Origin of the sequence: Paraburkholderia tuberum STM678 (assembly GCF_902833905.1) — a bacterium.
Classification (GTDB): Bacteria; Pseudomonadota; Gammaproteobacteria; order Burkholderiales; family Burkholderiaceae; genus Paraburkholderia; species Paraburkholderia tuberum.
Genome location: NZ_CADFGP010000050.1, coordinates 1 through 16,875, shown reverse-complemented (window position 1 = coordinate 16,875; position 16,875 = coordinate 1). Strand labels below are relative to the sequence as shown.

14 protein-coding genes and 1 pseudogene are annotated in these 16,875 nt (G+C 60.9%); all 15 read left to right on the top strand.

Annotation, left to right across the window (positions count from 1 at the left end):
• Nucleotides 1-22: 22 nt before the first annotated feature.
• Complete coding sequence (locus HWY30_RS31535; RefSeq protein WP_090807863.1) at nt 23-1,597, top strand: lipase family alpha/beta hydrolase; 1,575 nt, start codon at nt 23-25, stop codon at nt 1,595-1,597.
• Complete coding sequence (locus HWY30_RS31530; RefSeq protein ID WP_143037230.1) at nt 1,594-2,685, top strand: T6SS immunity protein Tli4 family protein; 1,092 nt, start codon at nt 1,594-1,596, stop codon at nt 2,683-2,685. Before HWY30_RS31535 ends, HWY30_RS31530 begins: the two co-directional genes overlap by 4 nt.
• Nucleotides 2,686-2,697: 12 nt before the next feature.
• The gene (locus tag HWY30_RS31525) at nt 2,698-2,874 is read left to right on the top strand and encodes a hypothetical protein (RefSeq protein WP_167368730.1); all 177 of its coding nucleotides are present in this window, start codon (nt 2,698-2,700) and stop codon (nt 2,872-2,874) included.
• A gap of 118 nt (nt 2,875-2,992) precedes the next feature.
• Entirely contained in the window at nt 2,993-3,163 is a 171-nt protein-coding gene (locus HWY30_RS31520; protein ID WP_176078978.1) for a hypothetical protein, read from the top strand.
• A gap of 60 nt (nt 3,164-3,223) precedes the next feature.
• Complete coding sequence (locus HWY30_RS31515) at nt 3,224-4,801, top strand: esterase/lipase family protein (RefSeq protein WP_090807859.1); 1,578 nt, start codon at nt 3,224-3,226, stop codon at nt 4,799-4,801.
• Entirely contained in the window at nt 4,798-5,874 is a 1,077-nt protein-coding gene (locus HWY30_RS31510) for a T6SS immunity protein Tli4 family protein (RefSeq protein ID WP_143037229.1), read from the top strand. Before HWY30_RS31515 ends, HWY30_RS31510 begins: the two co-directional genes overlap by 4 nt.
• Before the next feature lie 12 nt (nt 5,875-5,886).
• Nucleotides 5,887-7,131 (top strand): hypothetical protein, encoded by a 1,245-nt coding sequence (locus tag HWY30_RS31505; protein WP_143037228.1) that lies wholly within the window; start codon nt 5,887-5,889, stop codon nt 7,129-7,131.
• Nucleotides 7,132-7,188: 57 nt separating this feature from the next.
• Nucleotides 7,189-7,509 carry a PAAR domain-containing protein gene (locus HWY30_RS31500; protein ID WP_341809948.1) on the top strand — a complete coding sequence of 107 codons (321 nt, stop codon included), beginning with the start codon at nt 7,189-7,191 and terminating at the stop codon, nt 7,507-7,509.
• A 121-nt stretch (nt 7,510-7,630) separates the two neighbouring features.
• Nucleotides 7,631-11,167: an ImcF-related family protein gene (locus tag HWY30_RS31495; protein WP_090807851.1), complete on the top strand. Its 3,537-nt coding sequence runs from the start codon at nt 7,631-7,633 to the stop codon at nt 11,165-11,167.
• Nucleotides 11,168-12,748 (top strand): type VI secretion system protein TssA, encoded by a 1,581-nt coding sequence (gene tssA / locus HWY30_RS31490; protein ID WP_090807849.1) that lies wholly within the window; start codon nt 11,168-11,170, stop codon nt 12,746-12,748. It begins immediately after the preceding gene.
• Between the two features lie 23 nt (nt 12,749-12,771).
• Nucleotides 12,772-14,586: a type VI secretion system baseplate subunit TssF gene (tssF, locus tag HWY30_RS31485; RefSeq protein ID WP_090807847.1), complete on the top strand. Its 1,815-nt coding sequence runs from the start codon at nt 12,772-12,774 to the stop codon at nt 14,584-14,586.
• The gene (gene tssG, locus HWY30_RS31480) at nt 14,583-15,680 is read left to right on the top strand and encodes a type VI secretion system baseplate subunit TssG (protein ID WP_090807844.1); all 1,098 of its coding nucleotides are present in this window, start codon (nt 14,583-14,585) and stop codon (nt 15,678-15,680) included. The genes tssF and tssG overlap by 4 nt, the downstream gene beginning before the upstream one ends.
• Nucleotides 15,681-15,693: 13 nt before the next feature.
• Nucleotides 15,694-16,215 (top strand): type VI secretion system lipoprotein TssJ, encoded by a 522-nt coding sequence (tssJ, locus tag HWY30_RS31475; protein ID WP_090807842.1) that lies wholly within the window; start codon nt 15,694-15,696, stop codon nt 16,213-16,215.
• Nucleotides 16,216-16,277: 62 nt separating this feature from the next.
• On the top strand, nt 16,278-16,442 hold the full coding sequence (locus HWY30_RS31470; protein WP_167368729.1) for a hypothetical protein: 165 nt from the start codon (nt 16,278-16,280) through the stop codon (nt 16,440-16,442).
• 62 nt (nt 16,443-16,504) lie between these two features.
• Nucleotides 16,505-16,875, top strand: a pseudogene (locus HWY30_RS41980) (IS110 family transposase); the annotation flags it as partial.

Here is a 16,875-nt window from a genome sequence, read left to right as displayed (position 1 = left end):
CTAGATCGGAGTCTCGAATTAGATGGCTGCTACTGAACGTGTCATTCAACCCAAAATCGCAGAAGACGGATCCGTTCATTTTTCCTCAGTGACGTCGGCACCCGACGACAGCACTGCGGTGTGCTATATGGTTCCGAAGCGGGCGATCCCTGTCATAGTCGTGCCGGGGGTAATGGGCACCAATCTCGCCGATCTCAAGGACAATCCAGTCTGGCTCGTTGACAGTTCGAAGACGCTCGCAAAATGGGCAATTAAAACTCCTACCTACAGGAAGAACACGCTGGATCCGTCGCGCACCAAGGTGTCAGACCAAGGTTCGATTCCGACTGGAACGGTCCTTTCTGAGGCAGAACTGCGTGGGCGCGGCTGGGGCACCGTCTCGAAGATGTTCTATGGCGATTTCCTGGTCTGGCTGGAAAACGCGCTGAACGATTGCAATCCGGCCACGGATTACGGCAACAACGGTTTGCGCGCCCAACTGGAGCAGGAACTCGTCGCGCCGAACCTCGCCAAGCTTTCGGGCTCAGAAGTCGACCTGTCCTACAAATATTACCTCCCCGTCCACGCCGTGGGATACAACTGGCTCCAGTCGAATGCCGAGTCAGCTCAATGGCTTGCCGATCAGATTGACTCGATCATCGACGGCTACCGCAAACGCAAATACAAATGTGAAAAAGTCATACTGGTGACGCATTCGATGGGCGGGCTGGTTTCCCGATACTGCGCTGAGGTTCTGGATGGCTATCGCGACAAGATTCTCGGTATCGTACATGGGGTGATGCCTGCGACAGGATCGGCCACGGCATATCGACGCGTGAAGGCAGGCACTGAACCAGGGGGGAACCTCATAAGTTACGGGACAAGTCTCGTGCTGGGCAACATGTCAAGCAAGGTGATGCCCGTGTTTGCCCAGTCTGCCGGTCCGCTTCAGTTGCTGCCAAGTCCAGAATACGGACCAGGGTGGCTAAAAATCAGGGACGGCGAGCGCTTGATCTCTTTACCGCTTAAGGGCAATCCATACGATGACATATACACAAAGCGTGGAGCGTGGTGGGGCCTCATTGACGAGGACCTGCTCGACCCTGAAACGAAGTCCACTTCGGACCAGAACTGGGCGAACTTCAAGGATTTGATCGCCAAAGATGTCCGCCAATTTCATCAAGCGATCAGTGGGAAATACCACCCGCACACCTACGCGTTTTGGGGGGACGACAAGGAACATAAAACGTGGGGCGACGTCGTGTGGAAACGCACGCAAGCATCGTCCTTCTGGAACAGTGATGCGTATGACGTCCAGAACAAACCGGTCAATGCAAATAACCTGATGGGCAGGATCGATGTTCTGGCTGGCAATCTCGGTCCGGTGGACGTTCACAAGACCTTCGAACTGCAGGCTGCGGGAGAAAATGGCGACGGCACGGTGCCAATCCGTTCAGGTAGTGCTCCAGCCCCATACGCACAGGCGGCTGTCGGCTACAAGGACGTCGACCACGGTGCGGCGTACACCAAACTCCCCCAACAGAAATTTGCCCTGTGGGGAATTGTGAAAGTCTTGCAGAACGTCGCGGGCACAACGCTGGAATACAAGAAGGCATGAATCTTCGTCATCACACCTTGATCGTGCTGGTGATGACGCTCACTGCCGCCTGTAGCAAACATCCCCTCCCGCTGACCGAACAGGAGAAAACTACTGTGAACGAGTTAACCTCGGATTTGAAACCCCGCTGCGTGGGGCGTTACCTGATTGATGTACCGGACGACGCGCTATCGATAGGTACCACGCGCATTCAGGGGGTCACCGTCGAGACGAAGCGCATGTCGGCCGACGAGTTCACTCGGGAATTGACCGCCTATGAGGCGAGTCTGAAGGCTACAAAGAATACGCACGGCTATCGCGTTTTATACGACTATGGACAGGTGCCCAACACGCCGCAGAGCCGCTACTTCGTGACGTTGAGTGATCTTGAAGATACCGCTGATCTGGGCCGTGCTATCGAAGCGTACAAATGGGACGCCGGATACCGGATCAAGTTTCGTATCGAAGCCACCGATTCAATTCATTCGGAATTCGAAGTTAGAATGAAGGGTACGCCGTACGAAGTGAAGGACTGGAAGGTGAACGACGTTCCTGAGAAAACCCGTCTGGTTCTCAGCCTGGCTGCGAATGTTCGAGGCCGCCCGGAGCATGAGATTCCCACCGAACCTGGTGTGTGCTTTCGGGATGGCTTTTTGCCGCGCAAGGCCGCGACTGGCGAAGAGGTTAGTGTCCTCTTCGCGCTGAAGAACCAGCCTGACGTGTCTTTTGATCTGCAATCCAACACTGACTTGCGGGATCCACAGAAAGACACCCTCCCAAATCGCCTGCCGCAGATAAAAATAGACATGAAGGACGCTAACGGTCGCATTATCCGGGCCGCCCCGGTATCCATCGGCGACATCAAGGCTGACGAGTTGCTGGCCTCTGCCACAACGGAGGCCAGGATTCCCGGGCATTTGTTCACGCTGGAGGCTAATACTACGATCAGCGGTGCCCTGACGCCGTATCTGGTGCTGGATATGAAGAATGGAGGCTTCAATGCCTTTACGGCAGACGACCTGAAAAAGGCTTCACTCACGGAAGGCGAGGCCATTGCCTTGTGGGACGCCGTGTCCCGCACGCTGCGCCCGCGCCCGAACGGGTTCTGAAGGAAGCCGCGGATGCCAGTCGACTTTTCGAAACTGCCGCCGAAGCAGCCCGTGCCAGATAACCCGCCCTCGCGGTGGCTCTGGACGGTCGTGTTCTTTGTGATTGTGATCGCGGGCATCTTCGCGGTTTTACAAACTCCTCCTCAAGTGCGGCGGATCCTATATCCGGCTGTCGTCAACTGGAATTGAGGATGGCACCAAGGGAAACCGAACGATCAAGTCGGCAGCATTCAGCCGGCAGGGGCCAAGCTCACTCGCAGAGACGGTCAACTCGTGGAAACACGCCCCATACGACGAGGAGTTCACCTTGAAGTGGCCATTCAGCGATGAGCCCGTAAAGAACCGCAAATTTTCGATCATCCGTGAAGACGGGAGTGTGATTTCCGGGGCCACGAACGCAGCGGGTAAAACCAGCCTGCAACAAGCGATGTTCGCCGAAAACGTCCGTCTGCGGATCGACGGAGAATCGTCAGCATGATCGGAAGCCGGTTCGAGATGATGCAAGCCAGAAATCGACTCTACCTGGGAGCCTCAGTAAATGGCCACTAATGAACGCATTATTCCCGCCACGATCGCTGACGATGGATCCGCGCACTATACATCCGTTACTTCTGCGCCAGACGACAGCACGGCGGTGTGCTACATGGTGCCTGACCGGATCATCCCGGTAATCTTTGTGCCGGGGATCATGGGCACCAATCTGAAAGCGGTCAGCGGGACGGACAAAGACAATCCTGTCTGGCTCGTAGATAGCGCAGCCAGTGTTGCGGGCTCATGGATGTGGCGCGGCCCGGAGATCCGCAAGAAGAAACTCGATCCGAAGAATACGGTCGTGTACGAGGACGGAAAGATCCCGTCGGGGACTGCGCAAAGTGAAACGGAGCTGCGCCGACGGGGCTGGGGGACGGTTGGAAACAGGAGCTATGGCAAGTTTCTGCCCATGCTGGAAAATGCGCTCAACGACGCCAGCGAGTGCAAGACCGGCCTTCGGGCGCAACTGATGCGCAAACTCGTAGCCACAGCGCCTGGCGTGAGCGTGCTTTTGCACGACGAAGTGGACCTGTCGTATAGATATCAACTTCCCGTTCACGCGGTGGGGTACAACTGGCTTCAGTCTAACGCCGATTCAGCCAAACACCTCGCGGACAAGATCGAGGAATTCAAGGATCACTACACGAAGCTCAGGAAGACCTGCGATAAGGTCATTCTCGTCACTCACTCGATGGGCGGACTCGTCGCGCGCTATTACTCAGAGGTGGATGGACATCGCGATAGCGTGTTAGGGATCGTCCACGGCGTGATGCCGACGACCGGAACTGCCACCGCATATAAGCGGGTTAAGGCCGGCACCGAAGGGGCGGTCGGATTGGCGCTCGGGCCGGATGCTGCGACGATGACCGCTGTATTTGCTCAGGCGCCCGGAGCGCTCCAGCTTCTGCCGAGCGTGGAATACGGGATGGGCTGGTTGAAGATTAAGGACGGCGGCAGTCTTGTCTCGAAACCATTGGCAGATCCATACGCGGAAATATACCTGCAGCGCGGAAAATGGTGGGCGCCGGTCAACGACAAGCTGATCAACCCGTTGGATCCGGCAAAGAAAGGCATTGACGCTGACTGGATGAGTTTCGCGGGCTTAATCAATAACGAAGTACAACCGTTCCACGAGGCCATGCGTGGAAAGTTTCACAGCACGACATACGCGTTTTATGGTGATGATGAGCAGCATAAGACTTGGGGTGATGTGGTGTGGAAGAGAACGATCTCGCCCGGTGGTCTCGTCGCCACGCCGGATCAATCGCCGTTAAGTGGTCTGATGGACAAGCAGCCAATACAGGATTCGGGTACCGGAACGCAGACTTTCGATAACCGCGTCAACCAGTGGCACACGCGCGAGGAGTTCGTTTTGCAGGACGCATCGGAGCATGGCGACGGCACTGTGCCAATGCGCTCGGGGCGCGCGCCATCTCGGCAGCCGGGTGTAAAGGCCTGTGTGCCTTACCCTAAAGTCGATCATGAGGGAGCATACAAGGAAAAGCCGCAACAACTCTTCGCGTTGTGGGCAATCACCCGGATCGTCATGAACGTCAAGGGGACATCGCTGGAATATAAGCAATGAGACATCGTCTGCGCGTATGGCTATTGTTGTTTCCATTGCTGATATTGATTGCGTGCGGACGTCACCCAGCACATTTGACCGAACAGGAGAAACAGACCGTGAGTGAACTGACAGCAAACCTGAAACCGCGTTGCGTCGGCCGATACCTGATTGATATGCCCGCCGACGCGTTGGTGTCAGGAGATGCCACGGTTCAAGGTGTAAAAATCGGATCGGTAGCGATGTCGCACGAAGCGTATTCGGAAGAGGTTGCAAGCCGTAGGTCAGAATTGAGGGGAACAAAGAGCATTGACCCGTATCCTTTTCTCTATGCTGATGATGCAGTACAGGGGCCAAATACCCACTATTTCATCTATCGGGGCAATCTGAGCGACGGTCCCGCAAGACGTCTGATTGAGGCGTACAAGTGGGATCGGGGATACCGGTTCAAACTCGAAATCGAGGGCAGTGATTACCTTCACCCGGATCAAACCAATAAGCCTTTTGTCAAAGAGCTTGCTGTGAAAAATGATGTCCCGGAAAAAACCCACCTTGTTTTCGACATGATCGGGAAGCTGCGTGGGCGCGTGGACGACGAAGTTCCGTCCGAACCCGGTCTCTGTTTTCAGGGAGGGTTTCTTCCGGGTAAAGCTGGTGATCGCGAGGACGTGGGGTTCCAGTTTGTCCTTCACGACAATCGAGACGTGTACATCGGCTTCGAAAGCGATTCTGGTATTCGGGAAACGACTACGCTGTTGCAGCGTGGTGACCAGATAAACGCAAGCCTGAAATCCCTAGACGGAGGGCGGACCATACGGAAAGGTGCGGTACCTCTTAACGAACTGGCCGCTGAAGAGTGGCTGATGGCGGGAAGAACCTCTCCGAAAGTATTGGGCAATATATTTACATTGGAAGCAAACTCGACGACCAGCAATGCCCAGTCTCCGCTGGTGACGCTGGATATGTCCACCGGTTCTCCCAATGCATTCATGAAGGCGTGGGATATCAAGTCTGCATCCTTGAGCGAAGGTGAGGCCATCGCCTTGTGGGACACCGTGTCCCGCACGCTGCGCCCGCGCCCGAACGGGTTCTGAAGGAAGCCGCGGATGCCAGTCGACTTTTCGAAACTGCCGCCGAAGCAGCCCGTGCCAGATAACCCGCCATCGCGGCTTCTCTGGACGGCCGTGTTCTTTGTCATTGTGATTGCCGGAATTTTCGCTGTTCTGCTCTTGTGGCCCAAAGGAGAGCCTACACAAACGCCCTGGTTCTGGACCTGTCTGATCGTCTATCCAATCGGGGTTGCGACCTTCGTTGTACTGCGCCGATACAGCATGTACGAGGGACGCCGCCTCGACGCCATCGCGTGGAACGACGCGTGTGAGCAATACGAAAAGGACATTTTTGACCGGGCCAGTATTCCCGTGGACATCCTCGCATCGGCCTACCGGTTTTCAAACGATAGCGAAGAGAATGAGTTGGGCGGTCTGCTTTCCGGTTCGCTCAAGCTGGAACCGCAGGTTGTGCCCGCTCCGGACACTCCGCCTGTCAGCGCTCGCTGGTTCACTCACCCGGATAGCGACGAGCGTGGAAACAAACACACAAATGACAATATTCGGCAACGCGATGTGCTTCGTTGGGTGTTCGGTGAATTGCTGAACGATGTCGCTGAAGCTGTTGGACGCTTGCCGGATGACCTGAAGCTTTCTACACAACTTGTGCTCTCCGACACTGCTATGGGGGATGAATCACTTCAGTGCTGGAACAGATTGTGGGCGGACCGCAAGTTGCGTTCGGCACGAACTTCCATTGTGACCGGTGCGATGGACATGATGTGGCTCGACGCGTGGCTTGATCGCATCAGCAAGCGCCAGGATCAGGAAGCACGACTTGTCGTGTTTGTTCGCCTATATCCGCTTCTCGAAAATGCTCCCCCCGCTGGCAGCTCGGAAGCCGCGATTGCAATCTTGCTGGCACCACAGTCACTGACCAGGCAGTTCCGTCTCACGCCTGTCGCTCAATTGCATCGACCGACGCGGACGGACGATCCGTCGATCGATGTTGCCCTGACCAATGCCCTGCGATGGGGGCGCGTATCGCCGACGGAAGTCAAGCGCGTCTGGCAGACAGGGCTTGATGCGGGTACTGCTGGAACGGCAACCAAAGCGTGGGTCAAGGTTGGCATTGCCGTAAAGCCGACAAATATTGACTACATGGTTGGTCTCGCGGGCGACGCCGCACCGTGGTTCGCTGTAGCCTGCGCATCGAAGGCCGCTTCCGTCGAAAATGCCCCGCAACTGACCGTTACCGGCTCAGTGAATGGTTCACGACTCTGTGTCGTTCGTATCTCATGAGTGCGATGCGGCAAAGGCGCCGAAAGAAGGACCATTCTGCCTATCCGCCCGTAGCGGATGGAAACAACGAAAAAGGGAAATCTGATCATGGTAAGACGCTACGACATTTTTAAGGGTGACAAAACAACAGAAGATGGCACGGTTACCGGAGGGGATCCGCTCGACAGGATTGGCGATCAGGAGCAAGCCTACGAAGGTGACGACGTCTGGTGCCCGAAGTGTCAATCAGTTGGTCATATCGTGTGCGACGGTCCACGCCGATCGATGAAGGGACCGGATGGCAGGGAGGGAGCACTGAGTGACGATCTGTGTGTCTGCAAATGCGAGCCCAGTCCACGACTGATTCCCTCCCAATACACGTCCTATGTCGACGCATAGGGGCAATGCAAGCGGCGGAATGGCTTTGCATTGTTGGGCCCATGTCTGTGCGGCTCACCAGGTACGCGACGATACATTCGTCTATTCCGATCGGACTCCACCTCAATCTCATTAATCGTTCATGCTTCGCAAATTTCGGATCGACATCCTGAGCATTGTCTTGCTGGTGGTCTTGCCTGGACTCCTGATCTGGTTCAAGGGAAGCGACTGGTTCGGCATCCACGCGGCCGAAAGGCGAGCCGAATGGATCGTTGTGTTATGCCTCGTTTTCGTCGTGCTGTTCGTCTGGCTCAGCTACGACGCCTCGTCACGACCCGCGACTGCGGCCCGGCGGATTCGTTACTGGGTCGCAAGGCAGTTCGGTTCAAAATCGGCGTCAGTTGAAGCTGGGACTGAAGCCGAACGCTCGCGCGCCGAGTCACTGCGCGAATTGCTTCGCGGCCGCCACGGGTGGAACTGGCGTTACCGCGACCGCTGGGTTGTCGTCGCTGGCGACGCGCCGCTCGTCAAGCGTCTTGCGCCGGGGCTTGCCGACGCCGGGTACGCGATTACTGGCGATACCGTGCTGCTCTATGCGAAGCAGACCACCGACAAGCTCGATATCGAATGGCTTGACCAGATCCGTCGTCTGCGTCGGAGACGCCCGGTCGATGCAATCGTAGCCCTGACGCGAAACCGCGGTTCAGCGAATACGCCGTTCGACGCGGAGGGCATTGCCCAGCGGCTCGCACGTCACGCCCGCGCGCTGCGCTGGGCTGCGCCCGCGTACCTGCTGAACGTCACCGACTTTGGTGGCGAACAGTCCGGACCAGACGAGGCGATCGGTTTCACCTGGGCGAATGAGCGCACGCGTCCCGACGAGGTCGAAGCGTCGCTGCGCGGACTCTCTGAAAATCTTGCCGACGCTGGAGTCGTGCGCCTCACGCAGGACCCGAACGACCGGTACCCGGCCGAGCTGTCGCGACACATTTCGGAACTTCGCGCAGCATTGTCGGACCTTGTGATGCAGACCAGGGCGTCACGCCTTTGGCGCAATGCGGTCCACGGGCTGCTGTTTGCTCCGCTGTTCAAGGAGCGGGAGGCAACCGCACCCGTTCCAGCTCCTGACGCTGAAGACGGTGACTCCCTACCGCCGCAGCAAAGGACGATCTGGCAAACGGTCGCCGACCACAGCCGCAAGATTCACGGCCGCCGTGTTGGCTTCTCATTGTCGACCACGGCCGCGTGGATGACGACGGCGCTCATTGGATGCTGGGTCGCCGGCACGGTGCTGTCGGGCATGATGAACCGCACGACGATCCAGGCGGCCACTGACACGCTCGCGAAACTGTCGACGACGCAGGACCGCACGCAGGGGGCACTCGCACTCGACAGCCTTGACAAGCAGATCGACACCCTCGAAGTCCGTCAGCGCGACGGCGCACCGTGGACTACACGCTTCGGTCTGAACCACGACGATACGCTGTTGACCGCCGCCTGGCCCGGCTACGAAAACGCGGTCAGCCGCATCCTCGTCGCACCGATCCGTCTGAAACTGGAGGAGCGCCTGCACCAGCTCGCCTCGCTCTCGGATGCGGAAATCGCCAGCGGCGGCAACGCGCAGGTCCAGGCCGCCTACGACACACTCAAGACCTACCTGATGCTCGCGAGGCCGGACCGCGCGGTTGCCGCATTCCTGACGCCGCAACTGATCGCCACGGCCGTGCCAGCGCGCCCGGCCAGTTCCCCGCTGACACCCGGCACGTGGGAAGACCTGCGCCAGCATGCAATCGCGTTCTTTGCGAGTCACCTGGGGCGCCATGGATCCGCCGGGGACTCATCGCTCGCGATCGTTCCGGACGGCGCGCTGGTGGCCACGGCGCGTCAGACCATCATCGGCGTGCGCGGCATCCAGAACTCGACTGACGCGATCTACCAGCAGATCCTCGACGACGCGAAGCCGAAATATCCGCCGGTGTCGCTCGCGACGCTGCTCGGCGATACGAGCAGCAAGGGGCTTTTCAATACCGCGGTGACCGTACCGGGCGTGTTCACGCGCACTGCGTGGGACGAGCGGATCTCGAAAGCCATCGACGACGCGAGCGAGCAGCGCAACGTGACCGGCGACTGGGTGCTCTCAGACGTCCACGCGAGCGCGCCGTCGACCGGCTCGCTGAAAGCCGAACTGCGTCAGCGCTATTTTGACGACTACGCGCGGGGCTGGGAGCTGTTTCTCAACAGCCTGCGCTGGCAACCCGCCCCGACGTTGTCAGGCACGGTTGACCAGCTGACGCTGCTTAGCGATCCGCAGCGCTCGCCGCTTGTTGCCCTGATGAACGCAGTGGTTTATCAGGCAGGTGCGGGCACCGCGACGCAATCGCTGTCCGACACCCTGATCAGCAAGGCCCAGCAGCTTGTCGGCGCCGACGAGAAAGATCCGTCGAAGCAGACCCAGCCGCAACTGGCACCGCTGGCCGTGGCCTTCGGACCGGTCCTGCGCCTGACGGGTAGCGACCTGGCTTCCCTGGCTTCGGGCGCGCCCGCAAACGCGAAGGCCGCCACGCAGCTGGCGGCCACGGGCGACCTGAGCCTCGCGCGTTATCTCGAACGGGTGAGCGCGATGCGGCTGAAGGCGCAGCAGATGGTCGACAGTGCCGACGCGGACGCGATGGCCCGCTCGGCCGCACAATCCGTGCTGCAGGGCAAGACGTCTGATATCGCCGACAGCCGGGATTACGCGGGCCGTCTGGCTGCGAGCCTCGGCGAGCAATGGGCAGGCTTCGGCGATCTCTTTCAGGCACCGCTCGACCAGACCTGGCAGGTCGTGGTGCAGCCGGCCGCAGCGAGCCTGAACGACATCTGGCGCACGGCGATTGTCGCGGACTGGAACCGGATATTCGGCGGCCGCTATCCGTTCGCCGACTCCGACAACGATGCCTCGCTGCCGGAGATGGCGCGCTTCATGCGTCCGGACAGCGGCGTCATCACCGGGTTCGTCACGACGCAACTGGCCGGTATCGTCGAACGTCAGGGCGACCGATGGGTGGCGGCCCAAGGAGCAAACCACGGCGCGCTCACGCTCGATCCGGGCTTCCTCACGGACCTGAACAGGCTCACCCGCGTGGCGACCGTGCTGTTTCCATCGGGCGACGCGCATGTGCGCTATGAGCTACGCGCAGTGCCGACACCAGGCGTGACCGACATGAAGTTCGTGCTGTCGGGCCGCGAGCTGCACTACTTCAACCAGAAGGAAGAGTGGACGCCGTTCGTCTGGCCCGGCGACTCGCTGGAGAATCTCTCGCATATCGAGTGGCAGACCGAGCAGGGCGGGGTGCGCTCGGGGCTCGACGCGCAGGGCCGGTTCGGGCTGATCCGGCTGCTTGAGCACGCGAAGGTGTCGCCGCAGGACAGCGCGCGCTATCTGTTGACATGGACGCCGGACCAGAGCCAGGGCATTCCGCTGCGTGTACAGCTTCGCAGCGAGGCTGGAGCGGGGCCGCTCGACGTGCTCGAACTACGCCACTTCACGCTGCCGCCGCGGATCTTCGTGACCAGCACGGCGAAAGGCGGACCGAAGCTCTCGGCCGTCAATCCGCCGCCACTGCCGCCGTCAGCGATTGCAGCAGCGAAACACGCTGCGATGCCGCTGCCGCATGGCGCGATGCCGGAGGTCGAATAAATGCTCTCCGGTCTGCTCAAAACCCTGTTCCCTTCGCGTGATGCGGAGCAACTGGTGCGCGCGCGTCTCGATGCGTGGGACGCGTGGCTGCACCCGTTACCAGGCGACCACGGTGTGGGCCGCGATCCGGGCTACGAGGATGCGTTCTTCGAACTGAAGGACGAGGCGAACAGGCTCTCCGGCATTGATGATGGCCTGATCGTGCGCTCCTGCGAGCAGCTCACGAAGGAAACCGGCAAGGATCTGCGGGTGGTGGGGTATTACGCGTTCGCGCGACTGCGCGAGGATGGGACGGCTGGCTTCGCGGACGGTCTGGAGCTTGCGGCCGCGCTGGTGGAGCGGTTCGGCGAGGCGCTGCTGCCCGCACGCGCCGAGGCGAAGAAGGGCGCGCTCGATATGCTGGCCACCACCCGCATGATCGATCTGCTGGACAGCCGCGGCGAGTTCGCGCCAGCCGATCTCGAACGTGCGATCGCCGCGCTCGATCTGCTTGTGACGCGCACCGGGGTGTGGCCGGAAGCGGCCCGTCCGAACCTGCGCCCCCTCGTGTCCCGTTTCGAGCGCAGCGACGATCCGGCACGCAGCGCGGAACCCGACTCGACCGCGCCCTCCGCTGTGGCAGGTTCCCCTTCAACATCCAGCGCGATCGGCTCCACACGCGATCTGCTTGACCAGGCGCGCACGATGGCAACGTGGCTGCGTGATCAGGAAAACGGCTACCTGCCGTCCGTGCGGCTCGTACGCAGCATCCGCTGGGACACACTCCACGAGGTGCCGCCAGCGGATGCGAGCGCACGTACACGCCTTGTGCCGCCGCGCGGCGAGCTTCGCCAGCAGATGAAACGGCTCGTGCTGCAGAAGCAGTGGCACGAACTGCTGGAACGCGTCGAAGGGGCGTACATGGAGGGCGTGAACCACCTCTGGTTCGACCTGCAGTACTTCCAGCACGTCGCGCTCGACCACGTCGGTGCGCCCTACAGCACGTGGCGGGAACTGCTGCGCGCCGACTTCGCGCTGTTCCTCGAAAGGTTGCCCGGTATCGAGCGGCTCGCGTTCAACGACGGCACGCCGTTCGCCGACGACGCGACGCTCGAATGGATCGCCCGCCACGCGGTCGTGCGTGATCTCGAGGCGGGCGAAAGCGTTGCACCACTGTCCGTATCCGCTGACAGCGACGATGGTGCTGCTGGCGACTGGCCCGAGATTGAAGCGCAGGCGCGCGACATGGTGGCCGGCGACGGTATCGAGGCAGCCTTCGCATGGCTCGACGCACTGCCTGGCATCCGGACCGAACGCCAGCGCTACCTGCAGCGGCTCGTGATGGCGCGACTCGCCGATCATGCGGGCCGCGCCGATACGGCGATGGCGCTGCTGACCGAACTCGATGCTGCTGCCCGCTCGTTGCCGCTGATGCGCTGGGAGCCGGCGCTCATCTTCGAGGTCAAGCACCAGTTGATGCGTGCGCTGAAAGCGGCAAGCAGCCGCAAGGACGCGGACAAGCCGGCGCTCGCGCACCGCATCGGTCAGTTGCGCGACGAGCTGACTGTGCTCGACCCGTCCCGTGCGCTGACGCTGTCATAAGAGAACGAAAATAAGAGAACACCATGGAAAACGAAGATCCGATCCTGCGCTACTACGAAGCCGAGATGCGCTATCTGCGCGAGTCCGGCAAGGAGTTCGCGAAAGCGCATCCCGACCGGGCGCGCATGCTCAACCTCGATCGCGTGGGCGAGCGCGATCCTTATGTCGAGCGCCTGCACGAAGGATTCGCGTTCCTGACGGGGCGCCTGCAGCAGAAGCTCGACGACGAACTGCCCGAACTGACGGAAGGTCTCGTGAGCCTGCTGTGGCCACACTACCTGCGCATGATGCCGTCGCTGTCGGTCGTCGAGCTGATCCCGCTGGCCGAGACACTGCAGAAGACGGAAAACGTGCCTGCCGGCGTGCCGGTGCGTTCCGCATCCATCGCCGTGCCGCCGGCAGCGGGCGCCGAGGGCACCACGCCCAGGACTGTGCAGTGCCTCTACCGGACCACGCAGGAGGTGACGTTGCAGCCGCTGCGCCTCACGCATGCGGGACCTACCGTGCGACATGACGGCCGCTCGGTGATCCGCCTCGGATTCCATCTGGACCAGTCTGCGCGACGCGAAGCGACGGACCTGTCCCGTGTGCGCCTGTATCTGAACGCCGATCTGCCGACCGCATTCGCGATGCATCTGGCGCTGACCCGCCAGGTTGATTCGGTTGCATGGCGGATCCCCGAAGTGCGTGATGGCGAGGTGCTGCCGCTGGCTGGCGTCACGATCGAACCGGCGGGCTTCTCAACCGAAGAGCGGTTATGGCCAAAAGCCGAGGCGTCGTTTTCCGGCTACCAGCTGCTCCTCGAATATTTCACGTTCCGCGAGAAATTCCTCTTTGTCGACCTGTGCGGACTCGATGTTACGAAGCTGCCGGTGAGCACAACGCGCTTCGAACTGGAGATCGTGCTCAAGCGGGCGTATCCGTCCGACCAGCGTTTCAGCGCGGAGAACGTGCGGCTCTTCTGCACGCCGGTCATTAACCTGTTCGAGCTTGATGCCGCGCCGATCGTGATCGATCACCACGAAACGGAGTACCGGGTCGTCCCGGCTGGGCACCAGGGCGAACATGTCGAAACCTATTCGGTCGACGCGATCGATTCGTTCGACCATGTGACGGCTGAGCGTTACGAGTATGTGCCGTTCGCCACCTTCCGGCATCGCGGCGGCATGCTGCGCCATGAAGCGCCCGAACGGTATTTCCACACCCGCGTGCGGCCAGGCGTGACCGGTCTGCACGAAACGTGGGTGATCCTCGGCGGCCACGCGTGGGAGACGATGGAGGATCTGCCCGAGGAGAGCGTATCGCTGCGCGTAACCGGCACGAACGGCATGCTGCCGCGCAAGGGTCTGCGCGAGGCCAGCATTGACGAACTGGCCGCAAGCACGCCCAATGTCGCGGGTGTACGCAACCTCGTGGCGCCGACGTTGCCGCTCTATCCGCCGACCGGCGATCGATTCCAGTGGAGAGTGCTGTCGCATCTTGCGCCGAACTTCCTGTCGATGATGGACGCGGAAGTGCTGCGGGGCGCACTGGCGCTCTACGACTGGACCAACGACGAGCTGAACCGCCGACGCCTCGCCGGCATCCTGCATGTGTCGGAGGAACTGCTCGAGGAGGTGTCGGGCGGCTCGGTCGAGCGGGGCGTACTGATCGAAGTCACGCTCGATTCGCACGCGTTCGCGGGCGAGGGCGACGTGATGCTGTTCGGCGAACTGCTGCACCGTTTCTTCGGGCTGTATGCGGAGATCAACCTGTTCACGAAGCTCGCCATCGTGAGCCTGCCTTCGCAAACCCGTACCGACTGGCCGCGCAGCAAGGCGCAGCGCGCTCCCCTATGAAACCACGCGAGTTGCCGAATCTTGAACCGCTCGTGGCGTCGTTGCTTGCGCGCGCGCCGAAGATGAATTTCATGCAGCTATGCAGGCTGCTCGAAGTGCGTGTACCCGAGCAACCCGGCTTCGGCACGCGAGACACGCCGGAGCACGAGCCGGTGAGGTTCCGGCCGAGGCCGCGGCTGGGGTTCCCGGCCGGTGAGATCGCCGCGGTGGAACTTAGTGACGAGCGTCCCGATGCGCCGCCGACCGTGCGCACGACCTTCCTGGGCCTGTATGGCGTCGACGCCGCGGTGCCATCGCACATGATCGATGAGATCGTCCTGCGCGAGGAAGGACATGAAGCCGTCGAAGCGTTTCTCGACCAGTTCAACCACCGCTACGTGGCGCTGCTGTACCGCGCCTGGAAGAAGTACCGCTACCCGGAGAGTTTCCAGGCGGGCGGCACTGATGCGCAGTCGCGCAACCTCCTGTGCCTCGCCGGCTTCGGGTGGGGCGAGAAGCCGGCCCGGTCGGGTCTGCCGGATTCACGCGTGCTCGCGCTGCTGGGTCTGCTGGTCCAGCGCACGCGCACGCCCGAGGGACTCGCTGGTGTGGTGGCGCTGGCGGTGCCCGGTGTCGAGGTGCGTGTCGACGAGTTCTGGCCGACGGTCAAGCGTGCCGGACAGCCGCAGCCCCTCACGTCGTCAGGCAGGCTCGCCGGCGCTCAGGAAGACAGCAAGCGCCGCGGACTTGGCGGGGGCTACGTGCTCGGCAACCGCCTCGAATATCGCAGCCGCGCCGTGCGGGTGACGCTGCGCCCTTCGGGCGGGCAGCAGGCGCACGACCTGCTGCCCGGCGCATGGCTGCATCGCGAACTGATGGCGTTCATCCGCCTGTATGTGGGCACGAAGGCCGACGTACACCTGCGCATGGAGGTGTCGTCGCGTCTCGCGCCCGCGCCGTCGGTCGGCACGGCTGCGACCGGCCCGGCACCGCGGCTGGGATGGACCGTCGTGTTGCCGTCTGATGAGGAACGCATCATCACCATTGCGCTCGGCGTCTACGAAGTCTTTCCCACGCCCGGACCGAACCCGCATCTGGTTCCGCGCGCAGCCTGAATCTGGAGAAACCATGCCTTTACGTTTAACCGTGGCCGCCCTCGCGTCAGGTCTGCTGCTTTCCGCATGCGGCGCCTGGCAGTCCGTATCTGATACGACTTCCAGCGCGTATCACTCGGTGTTTTTCAGGCAGGTCAAGGTGCTTGACGTCGACCTGACCGCGCGTGCCGAGCTGAATCCGGATGACGCGGGCCGTTCGACGTCACTCGCGGTCCGCGTCTATCAGCTCAAGGATCGAAAGCTGTTTGACGGCGTGTCCTACGACGATCTGCTGAAGAACGACAGGACCGTACTCGCGCAGGACCTTCAGGCCAGTATGGCAGCCGTCGTCAATCCTGGCGCGTCGGTCAGCCTGTCTCAGCCCATGCAGGCAGACACGAAGTACGTGGCGATCGTCGCGTTCTATCGCAATCCCGGCAATGGCGATGGCTGGAAATACGTGATCGTAAAGAAGAAGCTGTCTGCCGATGCCCCGCTGAAGCTCACGCTGATAGATCAGGAACTGGTCGCATCCGGTGATCGCCAGAAGGACTAGCCGGAATGACACGACGTCCGGAAGTGTCTGTGCCCAACGTGTTTGCATGACGGGGCGGCCCGATGAAGACGCTTCGCGAACTGCAGCAGGAACTCGACCAGCTGGATGTTGACATCCGGCTCGCCCGTGAACACGAAACCGGATCGGGAGGTCCTGCGAAGTCGACAGCCCGGCGGACCCGACCGATCGCGACGGCGGTCGGCCGGTCAGGCTGCACAAAAGGCTGATGGCATGGACTCCCGCCCTTTTCGGGGCGACATTTACCTCACCAATTCCCGGGAGAACGTCAATGCCTGCACTTACCATTGGTCTGGATATCGCAAAGAACGTGTTTCAGGTTGATGGCGTCGATCGTCATGGCAAGACCGTTGTGCAGCGGAAACTTCGCCGAGCTGAGGTGTTGAAGTTCTTCGCAAAACTGGAATGCAGTCTGGTTGGTATCGAGGCCTGTCACGGCTCCCATTTCTGGGCCCGTGAGCTGCGATCAAGAGCGCTGAACAGCAGTCGCTGCAGTCGGTTCATCGCATGCGCCAACGGCTCATCCTGGAGCGGACAGCGAAATCGAATCAGATCCGGAGCATGTTTGCTGAAGAGGGGGTGATCTTCGCGGTCGGGCTTCCGCAATTGAGAAAGGGAGTGGTTGAGCTCGTCAACAATCCC